General features: G+C 64.4%; 19 protein-coding genes. 9 read left to right on the forward strand and 10 right to left on the reverse strand.

The genetic code is table 11. The features are described 5' to 3' along the window. Positions 1–62 precede the first annotated feature (62 nt). From NR193_RS27475 to NR193_RS27490, 4 genes are all read right to left on the reverse strand, one after another. On the reverse strand, positions 63–752 hold the full coding sequence (locus NR193_RS27475) for an NADPH-dependent F420 reductase (RefSeq protein WP_309145403.1): 690 nt from the start codon (positions 750–752) through the stop codon (positions 63–65). Positions 753–801: 49 nt separating this feature from the next. After that, on the reverse strand, positions 802–1,701 hold the full coding sequence (locus NR193_RS27480; RefSeq protein ID WP_256753846.1) for a LysR family transcriptional regulator: 900 nt from the start codon (positions 1,699–1,701) through the stop codon (positions 802–804). A gap of 117 nt (positions 1,702–1,818) precedes the next feature. Continuing rightward, positions 1,819–4,452, reverse strand: a complete 2,634-nt coding sequence (locus NR193_RS27485) for an EAL domain-containing protein (RefSeq protein ID WP_256753847.1) — start codon at positions 4,450–4,452, stop codon at positions 1,819–1,821. Between the two features lie 153 nt (positions 4,453–4,605). After that, entirely contained in the window at positions 4,606–5,499 is an 894-nt protein-coding gene (locus NR193_RS27490) for a LysR family transcriptional regulator (protein ID WP_256753848.1), read from the reverse strand. Between the two features lie 103 nt (positions 5,500–5,602). Between NR193_RS27490 and NR193_RS27495 the strand changes: the two genes are divergently transcribed. From NR193_RS27495 to NR193_RS27505, 3 genes are read left to right on the forward strand one after another with little or no spacing between them, the layout of a single operon-like run. Next, positions 5,603–6,343, forward strand: a complete 741-nt coding sequence (locus NR193_RS27495) for an SDR family oxidoreductase (RefSeq protein WP_256753849.1) — start codon at positions 5,603–5,605, stop codon at positions 6,341–6,343. A gap of 10 nt (positions 6,344–6,353) precedes the next feature. After that, positions 6,354–7,247 (forward strand): SDR family oxidoreductase, encoded by an 894-nt coding sequence (locus NR193_RS27500; RefSeq protein ID WP_256753850.1) that lies wholly within the window; start codon positions 6,354–6,356, stop codon positions 7,245–7,247. Positions 7,248–7,276: 29 nt separating this feature from the next. After that, the gene (locus NR193_RS27505; RefSeq protein WP_256753851.1) at positions 7,277–7,489 is read left to right on the forward strand and encodes a 4-oxalocrotonate tautomerase family protein; all 213 of its coding nucleotides are present in this window, start codon (positions 7,277–7,279) and stop codon (positions 7,487–7,489) included. A gap of 531 nt (positions 7,490–8,020) precedes the next feature. Here the strand turns inward: NR193_RS27505 and NR193_RS27510 are convergent. Both NR193_RS27510 and NR193_RS27515 read right to left on the reverse strand, forming a co-directional pair. Further along, positions 8,021–8,908, reverse strand: a complete 888-nt coding sequence (locus NR193_RS27510) for a hypothetical protein (protein ID WP_256753852.1) — start codon at positions 8,906–8,908, stop codon at positions 8,021–8,023. A gap of 127 nt (positions 8,909–9,035) precedes the next feature. Then, the gene (locus NR193_RS27515; RefSeq protein WP_256753853.1) at positions 9,036–10,700 is read right to left on the reverse strand and encodes an acyl-CoA synthetase; all 1,665 of its coding nucleotides are present in this window, start codon (positions 10,698–10,700) and stop codon (positions 9,036–9,038) included. A gap of 288 nt (positions 10,701–10,988) precedes the next feature. Here NR193_RS27515 and NR193_RS27520 point away from each other — a divergent pair, with 288 nt between their 5' ends. From NR193_RS27520 to NR193_RS27530, 3 genes are all read left to right on the forward strand, one after another. After that, positions 10,989–11,447 (forward strand): mobile mystery protein A, encoded by a 459-nt coding sequence (locus NR193_RS27520; RefSeq protein WP_256753854.1) that lies wholly within the window; start codon positions 10,989–10,991, stop codon positions 11,445–11,447. Further along, complete coding sequence (locus tag NR193_RS27525) at positions 11,444–12,043, forward strand: mobile mystery protein B (protein ID WP_256753855.1); 600 nt, start codon at positions 11,444–11,446, stop codon at positions 12,041–12,043. The genes NR193_RS27520 and NR193_RS27525 overlap by 4 nt, the downstream gene beginning before the upstream one ends. 157 nt (positions 12,044–12,200) lie before the next feature. After that, positions 12,201–13,346, forward strand: a complete 1,146-nt coding sequence (locus tag NR193_RS27530) for a KamA family radical SAM protein (RefSeq protein ID WP_375162746.1) — start codon at positions 12,201–12,203, stop codon at positions 13,344–13,346. Positions 13,347–13,381: 35 nt separating this feature from the next. Here the strand turns inward: NR193_RS27530 and NR193_RS27535 are convergent, their stop codons facing one another. From NR193_RS27535 to NR193_RS27550, 4 genes are all read right to left on the reverse strand, one after another. Beyond that, positions 13,382–14,038 carry a 4'-phosphopantetheinyl transferase gene (locus NR193_RS27535; RefSeq protein ID WP_256753857.1) on the reverse strand — a complete coding sequence of 219 codons (657 nt, stop codon included), beginning with the start codon at positions 14,036–14,038 and terminating at the stop codon, positions 13,382–13,384. Then, complete coding sequence (locus NR193_RS27540) at positions 14,035–14,466, reverse strand: GNAT family N-acetyltransferase (RefSeq protein WP_256753858.1); 432 nt, start codon at positions 14,464–14,466, stop codon at positions 14,035–14,037. Before NR193_RS27540 ends, NR193_RS27535 begins: the two co-directional genes overlap by 4 nt. Before the next feature lie 64 nt (positions 14,467–14,530). Continuing rightward, a complete protein-coding gene (locus NR193_RS27545; protein ID WP_256753859.1) occupies positions 14,531–18,655 on the reverse strand; it encodes a Pls/PosA family non-ribosomal peptide synthetase in 4,125 nt (1,374 codons plus the stop codon). A gap of 230 nt (positions 18,656–18,885) precedes the next feature. Then, positions 18,886–19,149, reverse strand: coding sequence for a hypothetical protein (locus NR193_RS27550; RefSeq protein ID WP_256753860.1), 264 nt, complete (start codon positions 19,147–19,149; stop codon positions 18,886–18,888). Positions 19,150–19,257: 108 nt separating this feature from the next. Here NR193_RS27550 and NR193_RS27555 point away from each other — a divergent pair, with 108 nt between their 5' ends. The 3 genes from NR193_RS27555 to NR193_RS27565 all read left to right on the forward strand — a co-directional run bounded on the left by NR193_RS27555 (position 19,258) and on the right by NR193_RS27565 (position 20,856). Beyond that, positions 19,258–19,503, forward strand: coding sequence for a DUF680 domain-containing protein (locus NR193_RS27555; RefSeq protein WP_256753861.1), 246 nt, complete (start codon positions 19,258–19,260; stop codon positions 19,501–19,503). Between the two features lie 42 nt (positions 19,504–19,545). Next, positions 19,546–19,761 carry a DUF680 domain-containing protein gene (locus NR193_RS27560; protein ID WP_256753862.1) on the forward strand — a complete coding sequence of 72 codons (216 nt, stop codon included), beginning with the start codon at positions 19,546–19,548 and terminating at the stop codon, positions 19,759–19,761. A 129-nt stretch (positions 19,762–19,890) separates the two neighbouring features. Next, entirely contained in the window at positions 19,891–20,856 is a 966-nt protein-coding gene (locus NR193_RS27565) for an MBL fold metallo-hydrolase (protein ID WP_256753863.1), read from the forward strand. The last annotated feature ends 6 nt before the right edge of the window (positions 20,857–20,862 follow it).

Below are 20,862 nucleotides of genomic sequence, written 5' to 3' on the forward strand. Positions count from 1 at the left end.
GCTATTTTGTTCTTCGATGGCGCGTTGCGGCCGCCGAGGCCGGAGCGCGATCAAGGCCTGGATCAGATGCCGACCCAGGTCGGAGCGATATCGGTGCCCTTGCCCTGGCCGTATCCGAGGCCGATGTTGAGGGCAGCGACGGCCTCGATATTGCGCGCCGCGGCCAGGGGGCCGACGACGATGGCCTTGAGGCCGGCTGCTTTCACCAGCGCCTCGACCTGGGCGACGGCGCCCGCGTCGTCGCCGGCGAGCAGCACCGTTGCCGGGGTGCCGGCGACCTTGCCGCCATTCTGCAGCACCGACGCAAACAAGGTGTTGAAGCCCTTCACCACCTTGGCCTCCGGGGCGAGCCGCGCGATTTCTTCGGCGGCGCTGGTCGAAAAGCCGATGGCCAGGCCGGAAAAGTCGGCCTTCATGGGATTGGTCAGGTCGACGACGATCTTGCCCGCCAGGCCTCCGGCGGCTTTCACCACAGCGACGGCTGCATCATAGGGCACGGCGAGAAAGACGATATCGGCCTTGGCGACGGCGTCGGGGATCGAGGCGGCGGAGACGGTGCCGCCGAAGCCGCTGGCCAGCGAGGCTGCCTCCGACGGATGGCGCGAACCGAAGACGATGGCGTTGCCGCTGCCCGAAAACACTGTGGCGAGGCCTTTGGCCATATTACCGGTACCGATGATTGCGAGTGTCATGTCCTGTACTCCTGTCAGCTTGCCCTGCGGCGATGACGGGAATATGGACTTGTTCCGTATAGACTTCTATCTGGTGAGATCGCAGAAGATTTCTTCCAGATTGGAAAGTCTACCAGCCCTGGTCCCAAGGCGGGCTGTCCTGGAAATGCGAGACGAGGAAATCCACCATCACCCGCACCTTGGCCGCCAGATGCCGGCCGGTGGTGTAGACGGCCCAAAGAGCCATCGGGTCGGCCTCGTGGTTGGCCAGCACGGGTATGAGCTGGCCGGTCCGGATCCGCTCTCCGGCGACGAAGCTGGGCCCCTGCACCAGACCCAGGCCGATCGCCGCCGCGGCCGCGCAGGCCTCGGCGTTGGAAAAGCGCAGCCGGCCACGGATCGGCACAGTCAAGCCGCGCGCAAAACGCCAGCTGGCCCCGTCGGCGAAGTTGGTGTCGAGGATGCAGGCGTGTCCGGTCACGTCCCCGGGACGGTCAGGAGCGCCGAATGCGTGCAGATAGGATGGCGCCGCCGTCGTCACCAACCGGATCGGGCAGAGCTTTCGCGCAATGAGGGTGCTGTCGCGCAAGGTGCCGATACGCAGGGCGAGGTCGAAACCCTCTTCCACCAGATTGACCACGCGGTCGGAGAACGACACGTCGAGCTCGATCAGCGGATGCGCCCGCGCGAACTCCGCCAAAAGCGGTGCGAGGACCTGGGTGCCGAAGGTAATCGGCACGGACATGACCAGTCGCCCACGCGGCGCCCCCGACGCGCTGCGGATGGTGGAATCCAGCTCGTCCATCTCCTCGAGCAGGCTCTTGATCCGCTCGAAATAGGCGCGCCCGGCCTCCGTGGGAGAGACGGAGCGGGTCGTGCGATGAAGCAGCTGCACGCCCAGCTCCTCCTCGAGCCGGGAAACCAGCTTGGACGCCTGACCCGAACTCACGCCGAGTTTTTGCGCCGCGGCGGACAGGCTCCGGCGCTCGATGACCGCAACCAGCATCCGGTCGCATGCCAGTCTGTCCATGCTGGAAACCTCAATCGCGGCGACTATCGAGCATCTACCATAACCGCAAATGACGCGAAGGCGCGGGCTTTCGTGACGATATGGTGGGGCGAGAGGCCCCGGGGTTGCAGGGACGTACTACCCCGCGACCAGCCATTTGCGCGACTGGGCGAAGGCCTTGAAGGCCTTGGCCTCCATCGGGCGGCCCAAAAAGTAGCCCTGCAGGATATCGCAGCCAAGCTCTTTCAGGATGCGCGCGTGCTCCATCGTCTCGACGCCCTCGGCAACCACTTCGATGCCGAGCGACTTGCCGATCTCGATGATCGACGACACCAGGTGCCGCTGAGCGGTCGAGCCGGTGATGGGCGTGACCAGTTGACGGTCGATCTTGAGGCGGCGCGGCTGCAGCTTGAGCAAGGAGACGATCGAGGCGTGGCCGGTGCCGAAATCGTCGATCTCGATGTCGATGCCGAGCTCCTTGATGTGCTCGATGTTCCAGATGACCAGATCGTCGTTCTCGTCGAGGAAGATGGACTCCACCAGCTCGAACGACACGGTTCCTTCCTCGATCCCGAGCTTGCGCAGGCCACTGATCAAGTCCTTGTCCTCCAGGCGCCTGGCCGAGACGTTGACCGACACGCGCGGGATGTTGAGGTGGCTGCGCGACCAACGCCCGAAACTCTCCAGCGCCTGTTCGAGCACGGTGCGGTCGATCAGCGCCACGACGTTGAGCTCTTCGGCCACTTTGAGATAGCTGTCGGGGGGCAGGATGCCGCGGCGCGGATGCTTCCAGCGCGACAACGCCTCGACGCCGACGATCTCGAGCGTCCTGGCATCGAACTGCGGCTGGTAGTAAGCGATGAACTCGTTGCGCTCCAGCCCGCCGAGGATCTCATCGGCGATCTGCTTGGTCCGCATGATCTCGCTCTGCAGCTCTTCGTTGAAGAACTCGTAGCGGTTGCGGCCGCGGCCTTTCGCCCGGTAAAGCGCGAGATCTGTGTTGACGAGCAACTGCCTGGCGTCGACGCCGCTGTTGGCGGCAATGCCGATACTCACGCCGAACCGGCACGGATGGCCCAGATAGTCGACAGGCTGGCGCATCTCCTCGATGATACGGTCGGCGAGCGTCGCGAGCTGTTCGTCGTCAAGCCCATGGCTCACCACGACGAACTCGTCGCCGCCGATGCGCGCAACGAAATCGTTACGGCCCGCATTGGCCTTGATGACCTTCGAGGCATGCACCAGCATGGCATCGCCCGCGGCGTGGCCGAGCGTGTCGTTGATCTGCTTGAAGCGGTCCAGATCCAGATGCAGCAGCGCCGTGTGGCGGTCCGGTTCGCCGGTTTCGGCCAGCAGTTCGTCGAGATAGCGGCGGTTGGGCAGGCCGGTCAGCGAATCGTGCAGCGCCGCATACTCGATATGCGCCTTGGCGAGATTGAGCTCGGCGTTCTTCGATTCCGTCAATTGGCGCTCGCGCATGAGGGTCTCGTTGAGCAGCACGTCGCTGGTCACGTCCCATTCGGCGCCGATCAGCTTTGGCGTGCCGTCGATATCCCTGAAGAAGCTGGCGCGGGTGCGCACATGGCGGATGGTGCCGTCGGGGCGCAGGAGCCGGTATTGCGAGGAGTAGGGGCCTTTTTTCAAGGTGGCCAGATCGAAATCCCGCAGCGCCCGCCCGATGTCTTCAGGATGGATCGCCCGCGCCCAGTCGTCATAGCCACGCGGCTTGCCGTCGGCCGGCTTGCCGTAGATTTCGTTGACGCGGTCATCCCACACCATTTTGTGGGTGGCGAGGTCGTGTTCCCAAACGCCGATGCCCGATGCCTCCAGCGCCAGCTCCAGGCGCCCGGACAGGCGTCTCAGCTCGGCGTAGTTTTTCTGCCTTTCGCCGAAGAGCCGCCCGGCCACCATGATCGGCAGCACCACCAGCGCGCCGGCGAGCAGCATGAGCGCCCGCAAGGCCAACTCGTTCTTCGGCGCGGCTGGCCAGCCGCCTTTGGGGATGGCCGAAATCTGCCAGGAGCCTGAAGGCAGCTGCACATCGGCCGAAACGGGATTTCCGGCGATGACATTGCCGCCGCCGAAGAAGCGTTCGCCGCCGCCGCCCAGCGCATCCTTGCCTGTGAGTGCGACATCGATGTCGAGATCCGGGTCGGTCAGCCCGCTCGCCGCGTAGAGGCGGTCGACATCGACCACCGCCGAGACGATGCCCCAGAAGCGGTCGCCGCCGCCCGCCGTCGGCACGAACACCGGAATGCGGCCGATGAAGCCGCGCCCGCCCTGGGCAAGGTCGACGGGGCCGGCAAACACCATCACGCGCTGGTCGCGCGCCCGAAATGCGGCCATGCGTTGCGCCTCGTTCTTGCGATAGTCGAGGCCGATCGCCTTCTCGTTGCCTTTCAGAGGGTACATCAACGAGATGACGAGGTCGGGCGCGCCGGCGATGTTGCGCAGTTGCGATTTCTGCTGGAACAGATTGGCCGCGAGCGAGGCAAATCTCTGCTGGCCCATGTAGGGCTCTGTAACGATGGTCGAGACGAGGCCCTGAACAAGCTGGAGATTGCCGCCTATGTTGCCTTCGAGCTTGGCGCGGATGATGTTGACCTTGGCCAGCACATCGGCGCGCGCCAGTTGATCGGAGACCTTGCTGTTCTGCTGGTCGGCAATGATGGCGCAGGCCAAAAGCACAACAAAAGCAATGGCCGCCGGCAAGTTGGCGGAAGAGAAAACGGCCTGTTTGACACGGCCGAGATTGAATCCCGTTATGGCCAATTCGACCTGAATACCTTCCTGAACAACAGCCCCCGGTCGCACCTTAGTAGAAAACGCTTAAATTAAAACTTCCAAGCTGGATGCAAGTTTCGGCATCGGCTCATGGCAGCCGGGATTTCGGCTCGCAGGCTGAACCGGGGCTTGATGGACCGGCTACAGGTTCGCCTCGGCGAAGATGCGCGACGCCCAGTCGAGGAAGACGCGAAGGCGCGGCGAGAGTTGCCTGTTCTGCGGGTAAAGCGCCGACAGCGGCGTCGGCGAGGGCGGGTAGTCGGCCAGCACCTCGACCAGCGTCCCGTCGGCGAGTTCCTTCTCGAAACGGTAGCGTGGCGCCTGGATCAAGCCCAGCCCAAGCCGCCCCAGATCGGCGGCGGTGTCGGAATTGTTCGCGGCGACGCGGCCCGGCAGTCGGACTTCAAGGGTCTTGCCACCGACGGTGAATTCGAACGGGAGGGTCTCGCCGGTGCGCGACGAGACGAAACCCACCGCCTGGTGCCCATCGAGCGCGTCGGGGGAGGCGGGTGTGCCGTGCCGTTCGAGATAGGCGGGGCTGGCGCAGGTGATCTCGCGGATCATCGCCAGCCGCCGCATGATCATGCCGCTGTCGGGCGGCTCGCCGACGCGGATGACGCAATCGACCCCCTCGCGCACGAGATCGACCAGCCGGTCGCTTTGGCCGATCTGCAGGTCGATGCGGGGAAAGCGGGCGAGGAATTCGGGCAGGCGCGGCAACAGGAAAGTGCGGGTGAGCAGCGTGCTGGCGTCGATGCGCAGCAGGCCGAATGGCTCGGCATTGCGGAAGGCGGCCTCGGCATCCTCGATCTCCGCCAGGATCGACAGGCAACTGCGATAGTAGGCCTCGCCGTCCTGCGTGGGATTCACCTGCCGCGTCGTTCGTTCCAGCAGCCGCGCGCCGAGATGCTCTTCGAGCCGCCTGATCGCTTCCGTCGCGGTTGAACGCGGCAGGCCGAGATCGGCGGCGGCAGCGGTGAAGCTGCGCCGCTCCAGAACGCGAACAAAGAGCCGCATCGCATCCAGCCGATCCATGGCCTTTGTTCGCAGTTTCCGAATAGTGATGTCAATAGGCTGCTGATTATCCGGGAAACGGCTTGGCCTATATCCGTGTCACCAACAACACGGAGAGACTTCCATGACATCTGACCAAACCAGAACGGCGATCGTGACCGGCGCCTCCAAAGGCATCGGCGCGGCCATCGCGCAGCGGCTCGCCCGCGACGGCGTCGCCGTCGTCGTCAACTATGCGCGGGGACGCGCTGAGGCCGAAGAGCTTGTGCGTGCGATCGAAGCTGGCGGCGGCAAGGCGATCGCCGTTCAGGCCGATATCGCCGATCCGGCCGGCATCGCCGCTCTTTTCGACGCCGGCGAAAAGGCCTTCGGCGGCATCGACATCCTCGTCAACAATGCCGGCATCATGAAGCTTTCGCCGATCGCGCAGACCGATGACGCTTCGTTCGACACGCAGATCGCGATCAATCTCGGCGGCGTGTTCCGCGGCATGCGGGAAGGTGCAAAGCGCCTTCGCGATGGCGGCCGCATCATCAACTTTTCCAGCAGCGTCGTCGGCCTCTACCAGCCGGGCTACGGCGTCTATGCGGCCACCAAGGCGGGCGTCGAGGCGATGACCCACATCCTGGCCAAGGAGCTTGGCGCGCGCCGTGTCACCGTCAACGCGGTGGCGCCGGGGCCGGTCGAGACGGCGCTGTTCCTGGACGGCAAGAGCGAGGCGCAGGTCGAGGCCATCGGCAAAATGATCCCGCTCGGCCGGCTCGGCCGGCCCGACGATATCGCAGGCGTGGTTTCATTCCTGGCCGGGCCGGACAGCTTGTGGGTCAATGGGCAAATCATCCGCGCCAATGGCGGCGTGATCTGAGGAGGCCACGATGAAACAGACAATTCTGATCACCGGCGCCTCCAGCGGCTTCGGCGCGATGACCGCACGGAAACTCGCAAGAGCTGGCCACACGGTCTATGCCTCGATGCGCGACCCCTTGGCGCGCGGTGGCGTGGCGGCAGCGGAGATGGAAAAGCTCGCCCGCGACGAGGGCCTGGCGCTCGAGCCCATCGCGCTCGATGTCACTTCCGACGCCTCCGCCGAAGCGGCGGTCAGGCTGATCCTGAGCGAAGCCGGCCGTCTCGACGTGCTCATCCACAATGCCGGGCATATGGCGTTCGGACCGACCGAGGCTTTTGCGCCCGAACAGCTGGCGCAGCTCTACGACGTCAACGTCGTCGGCACGCAGCGCGTCAACCGTGCGGCCTTGCCGCATATGCGCTCTCGCGGCAGAGGGCAGATGATCTGGGTCGGCTCGAGCAGCACGCGTGGCGGCACGCCGCCGTTCCTCGCGGCCTATTTCGCGGCGAAGGCCGGCATGGATGCGCTGGCGCAGAGCTATGCGCTGGAACTTGCCCGCTTCGGCATCGAAACGACGATCGTCGTGCCGGGCGCCTTTACCAAGGGTACGGAGCATTTTCACCACGCCGCCACGCCCGCGGATGCGGCGCGAGCCGCGCTCTACTGGTCCGGCCCCTACGCCGATGTCGATCAGCAGGTGCTGAACGGGCTGGCTTCGCTCGAGCCGGCGGATGCCGATCCGGCTGACGTCGCCACGGCAATCGTCGACCTCGTCGCCATGCCGCATGGAAGGCGTCCGCTGCGCGTGCACATCGACCCCTCCGACGATGGCGCCGCGATCGTCAACGGCGTCGCCGACCGCGTGCGTGCGCAACTCATGGAGCGGATCGGCCTTGCCGACCTGCTTCACCCCAAAGCCTGAAACCCACCCTCAAAGAGAAGGAAACGATCATGCCATTCGCCAACATCAAGATGCCGCAAGCGGCTCTCTCCAAGGCGCAGAAGGAAGACCTCATCCATCGCACGACGGCGATGTTCGTCGAATTTTTCGGCGAAGGCGTCCGGCCCTACACGATGGTGCTGGTGGAAGAGGTCGCCGATGGCGGCTATGGCCGTGCCGACGAAGTGTTCGTCGTGCCGGAATCCTATCGCGTGAAGGAATAGGGAATAAAGGGGCCGACGACCTCGAGCCGATGATCGCGTCGGCCTCCGTTCTCGGATTGCCGCGGGCTTTCCGGATCCGCGGCGATACCGCGATTGAAACGGCCAACCCGTAGGCGGGTGCGTTCTATCCCCGAGCTGGCGTTCGAGACGATTGGAAATGCCCTCACGACGCTGGCCTGCGCAACGGGCCGGATGTGTGAGGGCTGAGGAGGCGAGAGCGGGGCGCTGAAGCGCCAATCTCCCCCCTCGTGGGGGAGATGCCCGGCAGGGCAGAGGGGGGCGCTGTCCCTCCGACTTCTGCCTCAATCAATCGTTGTGCTCTCACGCTTGTTTCGTGCATCGCCTGGAGGCTTTTTCAGAGGGACGCGCGGCGCTGGGCCTGGAAGTGGACGGGCGAGGGTTGGTATTCCTTCGCGCCCCCCTCTCGCCTGCCGGCCATCTCCCCCACAGGTGGGGAGATCGGCAGCGTCGGCGCCGCGCCCACTTTTCATCCCTGTTTCCGCTTCTCCATTCCGTCTTCCAGGAGGACGCCTACTTGCCGGCCATGTGATCGGCAAGCTGCTGCGCCTGGCTGAGAAGCGCCGGAAAGACCGGGTCGCCCGGCAGGCGCTCGCCCATGCATTTGCGGTAGTCGCCGTCGCCTTTTTCCCAGGCGGCATTGGCGGCATCATATGCCTTTTCGTCCTTTTGCCCGGAAGCCTGGGCGGCCAATTTCTGGGCAGCGGCGTCGGCCGAGGTCCAGATGGCCTCGCAGGCCGCGATCTTCGGAACAGGCTGCGCGGCGGGCGCCGAGGCGATCATGACGCTGTTGCCCTTGACGAGCGTGACGATGACCTGCTGTTCCTGGATCGGGCCTACGTCCTGCGTCCAGCCGCCAAGCCGCGCGATGGCGATGTCGGCGCCTTCGGGCTTCTTCAGCGGAAAGTCGAGCGTCCCCATGAACGCGGCGTCGCTGCTGATCGCCTGGGTGTAGAAGGCATCGAGTTTCAGCGCCTCGTCGATGCCGGTGGGCAGTTTGAGATTCGCGTCCGTTTCGGTAGCCCTGGATCGAAGCCAGCGATCGAGGAGCCCTCGCGTCGTCGCCACGAGGCTTGGGCCGTCATCAGTCCTGGCGTATCTCAGCCCGTCGAGCATGCCGTATCCGACATCGGCGTCGCTCAGGCTTTCGAGATTGCTGGTGCCGGTCGCCGGAAAACCCGCAACCGCCAGGGGGCCGAGAAGAGAGGAAAGGCGCCCTTCAAGATCGGCCCGCGCCTTGGCGTCGGCCGCATCGAGCGTTTCCACCGGAGCATTCGCGCTGTTGAGTGCCGCGATGGCCGCAATCGCCTTGTCGCGCGCGGCGATATAGTCGTCCTCCGGCGAGGCCGCGAAAGCCAAGCCGCTCACCAGAGCGAACACGATCGTCCAGACCAACCGCATGACCTAAGCCTCCCGCTTTTTGTCCTGGCTTTGGCAGCCTATCGAGCGTCTTGGTGGCTATTGTGCGGCACCACGTCAACCAGAAGCGTCTTGCGACGCCTGGACCATCGAAAGCCTCGCTATCCCGTCACCCTTGCTTCCGCTTCTCCACCTCGGCCTTGCGCAGCAAAAATCGCTGGATCTTGCCGCTCGGTGTCTTCGGCAGTTCCGTCACGAAATCGATCTCGCGCGGATAGGCGTGGGCCGACAGGCGCTTGCGGACATGCTGTGCGAGTTCCTCGGCGAGTTCCGGGCTGCCTTGCCAGGTCGGCGCCAGGATGACGAAGGCCTTGACGATCTCGGTGCGCTGCGGATCAGGCACGCCGACCACCGCCGCCTCGTTGACCGCCGGATGCTCGATGAGCGCGCTTTCAACGTCGAACGGCCCGATGCGATAGCCGGAGGACGTGATGACGTCATCCGACCGGCCGATGAAGCTGATCGAGCCGTCCGGCTCGAACTCGACCGTGTCGCCGGTGCGGTAATAGCCGCCCGATATGGCCGGGGTTTCCGCCTGGTGATAGCCGCCGAACCAGCGCAACGGCGAGTTGGCGATGTCGACGGCAAGGACGCCGGGCTGGTTGGGGCCAAGCTCCTGGCCGGCCTCGTCCAGCACGACGATGCGGTAGCCCGGCATGGCAAAGCCGGCCGAACCCGGGCGCACGGGGTGCGACAGGCCGTGATGGTTGTTGACCATCATGCCGTTCTCGGTCTGGCCGTAGTGGTCATGGATCGGTGCGGCGAGATGGGCGTCGAACCAGCGGATCACTTCCGGGTTGAGCGGCTCGCCGGCGCTGCTCACCACGCGCAGGCGGCCCTGGATGCGGGCGGCGGCCTCCGGGCCTTCGGCCAGCAGCAGGCGGAAGGCGGTGGGCGAACCGGCGAGGCTGGTGACGCCGAGGCGCTCGATGATGTCGTAGGTGCTTCCGGCGGTGAAGGCGCCTTCGTTGAAGGTCGTCGCGATGCCGAGCAGCAAGGGGCCGGTGATGGCGTAATAGAGGCCGTAGGCCCAACCGGGATCGGCGATGTTCCAGAAGACGTCGTCGGGGGTGAGCCCGATGGCATCGCGCATATAGGCGCCGAAGGCCATCAATGCACTCAGCGGCACCGGCACGCCCTTGGGCAGGCCGGTCGTGCCCGAGGTCGACATCATCATGAACAGGTCGTCGCCCTTGCGCATCACCGGCTCGCGGTCGGACGAGGCAGCGGCAAAGGCCGCGCGGAAATCGATGTCGCCCGCCGGCAAGGCTTCGCCGGGGGCGAGGATGGTCGCAACCCGGGGGCAGTGCTCCACCTCGTCGAGCTTGCCGCGATTGGCCGTGTTGGTGACGACGAGTCTGGCGCCGCTGGTCTTCAGCCGGTGGTCGATGGCCTTCGGGCCGAAGGCGGTGAACAGCGGCTGATAGACGGCACCGATGCGCCATGTGCCGAGAATGGTTGCCACCAGTTCGGGAATGCGCGGCAGCATGCCGGCGACGACATCGCCGGGGCCGACGCCTGCCGCTTGCAGCAGATTGGCGACGCGGCCCGACATGTCGTCGAGATCGTCGAAGATGAATTCCCGCAGCTCACCGCTGGCGGAGATCGCGCGCAATGCCAGCCGGTTCTGCCCGGTGTGGCGGGCGCAGCATTCGACATAGGCGTTGATCCCGGTGGCGGGATCGCCCTGAAGACGCGCTACTTCATCCTCGATGCGGAATCGCGCAACGGCATCGTCATAGCGCGGCAACCGCGCCGGAGTTGTTTGGGTCATGGCAGTCCTCCCTGGCGGCGACCCATCTCCTCCATGGGGCGCTGTCGGTTCATAGATGCCTGAAATCGCGGTCGTGGTCGATGCGGCGAAAGTTGGGGGCGGGGTGGGTGGCGCTATGCCTTTTCCCCGGCAGCACTTGGCAAGCCTGCCGTCGTCCGATCGGATCCAGCTGCGAAATACATATTACAGCCTGTCATAATCGAAATATTTAACATATCATAGGCTGTAATATACAAAAATGAAACATGCTATGATATGTGAAACTGTGGCCAATCGACAGGTTGCAATATGAAGAAGTTAAATGACCGCGCACTTAAACGCCTTGATGCGAGGCTCTTGCTCGCCAAGCCGATCGAACGTTTCACGCCCCCACCTAGAGGCTGGATCAGGGCAATCCGTGATTGCCTCGGCATGTCAGGGGCGCAACTAGGCAAGCGTATTGGAGTAGCCCAGCAAACGATCAGGGCATTTGAGCTGTCCGAAGAAAATGGCACCATTCAGCTCCAGACATTGCGTCGTGTCGCCCAGGCTTTGGGCGGAAAGCTCGTCTATGCAATCGTGCCGGATACCTCTCTGGAGGATATGATCCGAAACCGTGCGCGCGAAATTGCTCTCGAGGCGCTGACACGAGTGTCGCACACGATGCGCCTTGAGGATCAGGCGACAAGCAGGTCCGACCTTGAGGCGCGGATCGACGATTATATTCGAAACGAGCTTCGCGATCGCGACCTTTGGGGCGAAGCGTGAAGGACATTTTCACGCCCCTTGCGGCCGCGACACCAATCCAGCCGGACGATCAGAAGAAGCTGATCCCGACATGGATTCAAAGCCGCGATGACCTCAACGTCGCTGAAGAAGATAACATTGCAGGTGGTCTTGCTTGGGCACATCGCAGAAAGCTCAAGCCGCTTGCCGTTGCAACCGATGCGTTTTCCCGCAAACTGCACAAGGCCATGTTCGGCAAGGTCTGGAACTGGGCTGGTGAGTACCGTCGGGTCGAGCTGGACGGTATCGGTGTTCCGCGTTGGCAGATTGCGGTCAGGAGCGCCGAGCTGTTCGATCAATTCCACTACTGGATTGAAAGCAAGACCTTCCCTCCGGACGAGATCGCCGTGCGGTTTCATCATCAACTCGTGTTCTTGCACGCCTATACGAACGGCAACGGCCGCCATTCGCGCATGATGGGCGATCTGCTGATAGAGAGCCTTGGCGGAAAGCCTTTCACATGGGGGAGCGGCAACCTTCAGGACGACACCGGCGCGTTGCGCAAGTTCTACATCGCGAGCCTCAAGAAGGCAGACAATGGCGATATAACCGACCTGCTGGCGTTTGCGCGATCCTGACAACCCAACTTCTCGCAGTCTCCGATGGCACCACACCCCTTATTGCGGCGAAGGGCAGGGGCGTCGCGGCCTCCCGTCCGTACTCTGGCACCGCTTATTGTCTTCACCCCCAAACTCCAATGCTGTATCGAGCGCTTCCGAATTCAAGGAACCTTCGATGACCTCACACCTCGACATCTCGGACGCCAGCATGGCTGTCTCCGATGCGGCAGGCACACCTGCAGAGTTGCACGCCGACGCCGCCTGGCAGGACGATGTTCGCCAGGGCGTTCGCCATGTGCGCGATCTCGCTTCGCTGCCGCTGTCGCCAGGCGAGCGCGCGGCGGCTCAAGGCGCGGCGGCGAACCACAAGGTTCGCATCCCCAAAGCCTATCTCGACCTGATCGACTGGAACGACCCCGCCGACCCGATCCGCGCGCAGGTCATCCCGTCGCCCGAGGAACTGGAGGAGGCGGAGGGCGAACTTGACGATCCTATCGCCGACCATGATTTCAGCCCGGTGCCGCGGCTGACGCATCGCCATGCCGACCGGGTGCTGTTGTTCCCGACCTATCAATGCGCGGTCTATTGCCGGTTCTGCTTCCGCAAGGAATCGCTGACGGCGATCGGCCGCGGCTACACGCGCGAGGCGCTGGAGCCGGCGCTGGCCTATATCGCCGGTCATCCCGAGATTCGCGAGGTGATCCTGACCGGCGGCGATCCGCTGTCGCTGCCCGACAAGGCGCTGGCCGAAATCTTCGCGCGCATCGAGGCGATCGCGCATGTGCGGCTGTTGCGCATCCACACGCGCGTGCCGGTCGCGCTGCCGTCGCGCATCACGTCGGGGCTGGTCGCGGCGTTGCAGGGGCGGCTGATGGTCACCGTCGTCACCCATTTCAACCATGCCCGGGAGATCACCGACGCCACCGAGGCGGCCTGCCGCACGATGCGGCAGGCGGGCTTCGTGCTGCTCAACCAGAGCGTCCTGCTCAAGGGCGTCAACGACACGGTCGAGGTGATGGAGGAGCTCTGCCGCGAGCTGATGTACCGCCTCGGCGTCAAACCCTATTACCTGCACCATGGCGACCTCGCGCGCGGGATGGCGCATAGGCGCACCACGATCGCGCAGGGACAGGCGCTCGCCGAAGCGCTGCGGGCGCGCCTGTCGGGCATCTGCAACCCGATCTACGTGCTCGACCTGCCGGAAGGCGGGGGGAAAGTGCCGCTCGGGCCGTGCTATGTCGAGGCGCAGGACGGGGAGAGCTGGCGGATGCGGGGCCTTGATGGCGAGGTCCGGACCTATACGGAGATCGTCGGGACGTAGAAAACCGGGCCACACGCAACGCCCGGTTCCCGATCCTAACCCGCACCCTGTTCAACAAAGGCCAAGACGACCACGCGCGGGGCAACGCAGTAGGCGAGGCTGACCCTGCGGCCGGTCTTGGTCGTCGCGTGGCCGGCGTCGAGGTCCACGGCGATGTCCTCATAGCCGAGGATCTCGCGATCAAGCGGATAGACCGCCTTGTAGACCGCTTCCTTGGCTGAAAAGAGGATGCGGCCGGCAAGATGCCGGTCCGCCGCGTCTGTCCGGTCCGCACGGGTTGCGACGAGCGCGAGGATGTCGTCGGGCAGGGCCAACGCGGGCTCGACATCGATGCCGAGGGAGGCGATGCGGCCAACAGGCGCGATCGCCGCCACGGCCATTTCGTTGTCATGGGCGAGCGAACCCGTTATCCCTTCGGGCCAGACCGGCGCGCCGGATGGCGCGCGAAGGACGGCGGTGTCGTTGACGCAAAATTCCGCCAGCAGCCCGTGCGCGATCCAGCGGGCCGCTCCGCTCGCGCACCGCATGGCTGGCTGGCGCGCGGGGAGGGAACGCGCTTCCTCGGGCAGCAGATGGGTCTCGTCCGCGTCGCGTATCACACGGCATCCGATGCGGACACTGCCTGGCGCGATGGCGGCCATCGCCCGCAGCAGGGATGTCTGCGCAAGCGCGACTTCAGGCGGCGTCGTCAAATGTCATCCGCCGGCAGGACCAGATCGGCGATCATTTCTCCGTCCTCGTCGAGCCCTTCTTCCACGAAACCGGCGGCATGGTAGAGCCGTCGTGCCGCGTCATTGTCCGGTTCGTAGCAAATGGAAACGTGCCTGACGTGGCGGAGGCTGCCGATTTCGCCCAACACTTCGCGCAACGCGGCCTTGCCATAGCCTTTGCCCTGGCTGGCGCGGTCGATCATGAAGCGGTAGATGCGCGCCTCGTCGTCGTCCTGTGGTGCCTCATACATCAGGAAACCGACGACACGATCCCCAGCCATCACAACGCGCGGCCGCGCGTCTTCATCAAGGCGGGCCTCGTCCAGGGACTCCGCATTGCTGGCGACGAAATCCATCTGGTCCGGGGCCAGTTCAAGGGACGCGACCAGGGCCCGGTTGGCCTCGGTCACCGGGGCGAGACGGATTTCCACACTCTTGCGGGGCTGGTCCGTCAAGACGCGGCTTCCAACGCAATCAAGCCGAAGCCTTGGCGCCATCGTCCGTGACCGGGGTCACGAACCGGTGCAGCTTGGCCGGGTTGCCGCGCCATATGGAGTAGGGCTCGAGCTCTTCGCCCTTCATCACGAAGGAATCGACATCGGCCACCGACCCTTCGCCCATCACGACGCCGTAGTGGACAAAGGCGGAAGGTCCGAGCGTGCAGCCCTTGCCGATGCGGATGTAGTCGGACTTGAACGCGCCTTCCTCCAGCGAATGGGCCTGGATGACGCAGCCCTCGTTGAGGGTGACGTCGTCGCCGATCTCGACCAGCGAGCGCTCGGTCAGGTTGCTGCCGCCGTCATAGACGCGCTTGCCCACCTTGACGCCGAGCAGGCGCAGGATCATCGGCCGGAACGGCGTGCCGCCGAACAGGTTGACGATCGGCGAATCCGCGAGCTTCCAATGGCGTTCGTGGCGCCAGAACGCGACGTCGTAGATCGTCGTCATCTGAGGCTTCAGCCTGCCAAAACCAAGGCTTGCCCGCTCGACCAGGATGTAGAACGGAATGGTGATCGCCGAGGTCAGGAGCACGGCGACGAACAGCGCCACCTCCGCCCATTCGGTGTAGTAGTTCAGCGCCCGGTCCCAGATCGCCAGCGTGGCGAACAGCATGACCCATTGCGTGGCGATGAACAGGACGATCGTCACCGCGTTGTGAAGGTTCTTGTGCGGGATGCGCTGGCGCCGGTCAGCCTCATCGACGCCGGCGATGAGTTCCTTGTCGCGGTTGACCATGCGCGGGATTTCAAAGGCAGGCGAACCGAGAAGCCCGACATTCTCGCGCAACGGCCCGTCGATGGGGATCATCACCTTGGTGCCGAGCAGGACGTTGTCGCCGGTGCGTCCATCCGGCGGGTAGTAGATGTTGTTGCCGAGATAGTTGCGCTCGCCGATCCTTGTCGGCTCGAGCCGGAACGCCGAGGCGGACTTGTGCATGTTGATCATGAACAGGCCGTCCGACACCATGGTCTCGGTGCCGATCTCGCACAGCAGCGGGTTTTCATGCTGCTGGTTGGAGCCGAAGTTGGAACCGGTCTGCACCACCTTGTTGAGGTTCCAGCCGATGGCGCGCATGTAGTGCACGATCGCCGAGCTGTCGCCGAACAGCAGCCCCAGGACACGGGAGTTGCTCGAGAATTCGGTGGCGGCCTGCAGCCAGTAGCGGAACCCGTAGAGCGCGTAGGTGCGGCCTGGCTTCAGCACCAGGCTGGTCAGGCGGGGCAACAGTGTCGCCGCCAGGAAAGCCACGGCGATATAGCCGAAAAGCGTGACCGTGGTGCCGATCGCGACGAGGCCGATCGTCTCCTGATAGTCGTCGCCGACATTCTCCCAATAGCTGTGGAACAGCAGCGGGAGCGGGATGACAATGGCAAACAGCCCGATGAGTTGGACCGCTTCGAAGAGGAAGCGCCGGATGTTGGAGGGGTTCTCATTGCGCACCTTGCAATAGTCCGCCGTGGTCGGCACTGCCGGCGATCCATGCCAGTGTTCGCCGTCCGGGATGCTTTGCCCGCGCAGCAGCGCGGACGCATGGCCGAGCTGGGCGCCGTTGCCGATCGCGGTGTCGATGTCGAGCGTCGAGCCCACACCCACGAAGGCATCGCGGCCGATGGTCAGGGGACCCATATGGATGTAGCCGGACTGGGCGCGAAAGCCGAGGATCAGCGATTCCTTGCGCAGGATGGTGTTGGCGCCAATTGAAATCAGATCCGTGCAGACGGGCACGGATTTGGATTCGATGACGGCGTTTTTGCCGATCCTGGTTCCCAGAAGCTGCAGATAGAAGCTGTAGAGCGGGCTGCCGCGGAACAGCACGACCGGTGCGGTGCGGATCAGAGTCTTGACGATCCAGAAGCGGTAGTAGCGCAGGCCCCAGATCGGAAACGCCTCGGCCTTCCAGCGGCCGATGAGCACCCATTTCGCAAGGACGGCAAAGCCCGTCATGCCAAAGAACACGCCGGCCGAAAGCGCCACGCACCTGATATAGAGCTGCAGCGGATCGTCGAGTGCGTCATACATCCAGTTGAGGCCGTCGTTGATCGCCCACAGCGCCACGTAGCTGTAGAGCCCGTAGAACAGCAGCTGTGCCGCGCCGCAGGTCCAGTAGGCGAAATTCGAGGCCCGGCGCGTGAGAACGGGCTCGTTGGTGGCCGTCGTCATCGCATCCGGTACGCCCAGATGCCGCGCGAGGCGCGCCACGGTCGGATAGAGATAGATGTCGCGCATGGACGTCGTCGCCCATTCCTTCCGGGTGCGCACGCGCGCGCAGAAATGCGCCATCAGCAGCGAGTTGGCGCCGAGGTCATCGAAGAAATTGTCCTCGACCGACACCTCGTCGAATTTCAGCACCGCGGCCAGCGCTTCGGCCAGGAAGCGCTCGTCGTCATTGCCGGGCGCAACCATCTCCCGGTCGGCGGAAAGCCGTACGCTGGTCGGCTTCGGCAGCTGGCGAAGGTCGACCTTGTTGGAGACCGTCATCGGAATCGCCGGCAGTTCCTCCAGGTAGGACGGGACCATGTAATCCGGCAGGCGTCGCTTCATCGTCTGGGCGAGATCGGCGCGCGAGATCGCGGGCACTCCGGTCCTGGGTGCGTAGTAGGCAACGAGTTCGACGCGGCCGGGCTCGATCTCCCAGGTGGTGACGGCGGCCTGCGCGATGTCAGGCTGGTCCAGCAGCACCGCCTCGATCTCGCCGAGTTCGATGCGATAGCCGCGGATCTTCACCTGGGTGTCGATGCGCCCGGCATACTCGATCTCGCCATCGTCGTTGATCCGGCCAAGGTCGCCCGTGCGGTAGATGCGCTTCGACGGATTGTTCGGCAGGCCGAGGAAATCGGCGATGAATTTCTGTTCGGTGAGGTCGGCCCTGTTGAGGTAGCCGACCGCAAGCCCGATGCCGGCGATGCCGATCTCTCCCAATTCGCCAGGCTGGGCAAGCGCCGGCACTTCGGGGTCGAGAATGGCGATGGAGTAGGTGGGCAGCGGCGCGCCAATGGTGACGGGCTTGTCCGGCGTCAGCACGCCCATCGTTGCCGTGACGGTCGCCTCGGTCGGGCCATAGGTGTTGAGGATCCGCCGCCCCGGCTTCGACCAGCGCACCACCAGATTGTGCGGGCAGGCCTCGCCACCCACCAGCAGCGTGCGCAGGCTGGGCACATCTGATGTCATCGACGACAGAAGCGTCGGGCTGCAGGCCATGCAGGTCACATCATTGAGCCGCAGGAAATCCGCCAGTTCCTCGCCGACGAGGGGCAACTGGCCAGGTGCGGGCACGACCGTCGCACCGGCGACAAACGGCACCCAGATCTCCTCGGAGGAAAAGTCGAAGGCGATGGTCATGCCCTGGTAGACGCGATCGCCCGGCCGGTAGCCGTAGGACGCGGCGGCGACCCGGATGAAGTTGACGAAGCTCTGGTGCTTGATGACCACGCCCTTGGGCCTGCCGGTGGTGCCGGAGGTGTAGAGGATGTAGCAGGTGCCATCGGCTTGAACCGGCGCCTTGTGCGGCTTCAGCGGCGCGCTGGACTGTTTGGAGATTTCTGCGGCGGCGCTGTCGATCAACAGGTGCGGAACGGGCAGTTTGTCGGCGCGCGACGCATAGGCGGCGATGGTGACGATCAGGCTTACGCTGGCGTCTTCGATGATGAGTGCCATGCGCTCTTCGGGAAACGCGGTGGCCAGCGGCACGAAGGCCGCGCCAGCCTTCATCACCGCGAGCAAGGCAACATAGGTCTCGGCCGACCGGTCGAGAATAAGCCCGACCCGGTGGCCCGGCCGCACGCCACGCTTGATCAGCACACGGGCGAACTGGTTGGCGCGCTTGTCCAGCTCCCGATACGTCCAGACACGTCCATCGGAGATCACCGCCGGCAACGAGGCGAATGTCTCGGCGAGCTGCTCGAAGACCGTGTCGAGCCGCTCACCGGGCTGCCCATGCCCGGCGAAATCGGCACCCGCCAGGACCTGGCTGCGCGCCATCAACCCGGGATCGGAGGCAATCCTTACGAGCGCTTCGATGCTTCCGAGGCCGGCTTCGGGCTGGCCGCCCGGTCTTGCCGTGTCCCTGTCCAGTTCGGCGATATCGATACCGTGATCCATTTCCAAACTTTCTCGTCCTGGCCGAGCAGCGCCAGGAACATCTCAATCATGCCGCCACGACGGCAGGCAATTTCGGCTACGCCGCCGCTTCAATCTGACCGTTGTTGATGGAGGTGGGATGACCGACGCTTCCAAAACGGAAGAGTCCGGAATCCCGGCCGGCGATCACGGACCGCCGAGACGCACCCCTCTTTGGCCGGCCCGGTATCACGGATTCGATAGCCCCATGATCACATGTCCGGGAACACGGGCACGGGGCGGTTCGGCGCTGCCGGCGGCGAGCGACGTGCCGAGCAGGGCACCCATCCATCCGTTCGAGCCTCTTTGCATTGCCGGTCCCGTTCGTGTTTTGCCGCGGCCCATTCTCCGGCCGCTGCGGGATGGTTATGCCATCCGATCTTTTCGCCAGTTTTTCCGAACTGTTGAATTTTGTTTCTGGATTGTGTCTCGGCGCTCATCTGCATGGCCGTTGCCGCCAGTTTCTGCGCTTCCAAAAAATTCTCACACCTCCCGGGAATAAAGCGCGGCCGTCCCGGGTCTTGTTGTCAGCGGGGCCAATCTCCCGGCCCGCGACCCGAAGAAACGAAACAAGGATTATCGGAATGACCAAGCTCGCACTCAGCGCGGCTGCGATGTTGCTTGCCGCAAGCTCTGCCTTCGCCGCCAGCGACCACGGCGCCAACAATGCCAACCAGCCTGTCGCCACCGTCGACAGCAACGCCACTGCCTCGATCCCCTACGCCGCGCACCAGAATGGCGTCGACACCAAGGTGACGACCGGGCCGAGCCAGGGGTCGGTTCAGGACATCATCACCCGGCACAACAACGACAGCCTCTGGGGCCGCTGAGCGCGCCTTCAAGCAATTTCTCAACAAACAGGAACCATCGACATGAAAAACATCGCTCTCACCGCCGCCGCCATCCTGGTCGCCACCACCAGCGCCTTTGCCGGCAGCGACCATTTTGGTTCGCAAGCCGCCAGCCAGACGGCCGTCGACACCACCACCACCGCTTCGATCCGCAAGGCCGACATGGTCCGCCACGGCATGCAGGCGGCGATGCAATCTGATGCGGAGGAACCCGGCCAGGGCATCTGGGGCCGCTGAGTTCATGGGGCCGGCACCGGATCCCGACCGTGCTCCCCCCAATCCGCAATCAGCGACGGAGGGCCAGGGGCTTGGCCCTCCGTCATTTCCTTCGCGACTTTAGCCACCACTCAACCGAGAAGAAAACCCATGTTCAGCATGACACGTCGCACAGTTCTTCAATCCGCCGCCGCCGCTGCCGCCTTCGGCCTTGCCGGCAGGCTGGAATTCACCCGGCCTGCCTTCGCCGACGCGCCGGTCGAGCCCACCGTCGGCTTCTACAAATACAAGGTCGGCGATATCGAGATCACCGCCATCTATGACGGCATCTGGCGCAAGCCACACGACCCGGCCTTCATCAAGGATGTGTCCGTCGACGACACCAAGGCCGCACTCGCCAAGGCGGGCCTGCCCACCGACTTCATGCCCATCCCGCTCACCGTCGTCGTGCTCAAGATGAACGGCAAGCTGATCATGATGGATGCCGGCTCGGGCGTCGGCCAGTGGCAGACCAACGCCACGCATCTGCCGGCCAACATGGCCGCCGCCGGCATCGACTACAAGGCGATCGACACCATCATGATCTCGCATTTCCACCCCGACCATGTCTGGGGCCTGATGGAAAAGGGCACCAACGCACCGGTGTTCCCCAATGCCGAGCTGATCGTCAACGCCACCGAATACAATTGGTGGACCGACCCCGGCCGGCTGGCCAAGCTGCCCGAAGGCCGCAAGCCGGCGGGCAAGCGCATCGCCGAGAACTTCCCGAAATGGAAGAACTGGAAGCTGGTCGAGGACGGCGCCGAGGTGGCGCCCGGCATCCAGATCATCGCCGCCCCCGGTCACACGCCCGGCCACTCGGTGTATCTCGCCAACTCCGGCAAGGAGCAGATCATGATCTCGGCCGACACCATGTATGTGCCCGCACTTCTGGCGCCGCATCCGGAATGGCAGGGCGCCTACGATCAGGACGGGCCAACGGCGATCACCACGCGCCACAAGATCATCGACCGGGTGATTGCCGACAACATCCGCATTTCCGGTTCGCACTTCCCGTTCCCGGGCACCGGCGTCTTCGTCAAGGACGGCAAGGCCTATGGCTTCACCCCCGTGTAAGTTTGA

The organism is Mesorhizobium sp. Mes31 (genome assembly GCF_024519675.1).
Taxonomy (GTDB): Bacteria; Pseudomonadota; Alphaproteobacteria; order Rhizobiales; family Rhizobiaceae; genus Mesorhizobium.

Excerpts from the sequence above, each read along its gene's own strand:
- NR193_RS27565 (WP_256753863.1), top strand. The coding sequence starts at position 19,891 with ATGTTCAGCATGACACGTCGCACAGTTCTTCAATCCGCCGCCGCCGCT.
- NR193_RS27520 (WP_256753854.1), top strand. The coding sequence starts at position 10,989 with ATGAAGAAGTTAAATGACCGCGCACTTAAACGCCTTGATGCGAGGCTC.
- NR193_RS27505 (WP_256753851.1), top strand. The coding sequence starts at position 7,277 with ATGCCATTCGCCAACATCAAGATGCCGCAAGCGGCTCTCTCCAAGGCG.
- NR193_RS27495 (WP_256753849.1), top strand. The coding sequence starts at position 5,603 with ATGACATCTGACCAAACCAGAACGGCGATCGTGACCGGCGCCTCCAAA.
- NR193_RS27490 (WP_256753848.1), bottom strand. The coding sequence starts at position 5,499 with ATGGATCGGCTGGATGCGATGCGGCTCTTTGTTCGCGTTCTGGAGCGG.
- NR193_RS27545 (WP_256753859.1), bottom strand. The coding sequence starts at position 18,655 with ATGGATCACGGTATCGATATCGCCGAACTGGACAGGGACACGGCAAGA.
- NR193_RS27515 (WP_256753853.1), bottom strand. The coding sequence starts at position 10,700 with ATGACCCAAACAACTCCGGCGCGGTTGCCGCGCTATGACGATGCCGTT.
- NR193_RS27510 (WP_256753852.1), bottom strand. The coding sequence starts at position 8,908 with ATGCGGTTGGTCTGGACGATCGTGTTCGCTCTGGTGAGCGGCTTGGCT.
- NR193_RS27530 (WP_375162746.1), top strand. The coding sequence starts at position 12,201 with ATGACCTCACACCTCGACATCTCGGACGCCAGCATGGCTGTCTCCGAT.
- NR193_RS27480 (WP_256753846.1), bottom strand. The coding sequence starts at position 1,701 with ATGGACAGACTGGCATGCGACCGGATGCTGGTTGCGGTCATCGAGCGC.
- NR193_RS27500 (WP_256753850.1), top strand. The coding sequence starts at position 6,354 with ATGAAACAGACAATTCTGATCACCGGCGCCTCCAGCGGCTTCGGCGCG.
- NR193_RS27555 (WP_256753861.1), top strand. The coding sequence starts at position 19,258 with ATGACCAAGCTCGCACTCAGCGCGGCTGCGATGTTGCTTGCCGCAAGC.
- NR193_RS27560 (WP_256753862.1), top strand. The coding sequence starts at position 19,546 with ATGAAAAACATCGCTCTCACCGCCGCCGCCATCCTGGTCGCCACCACC.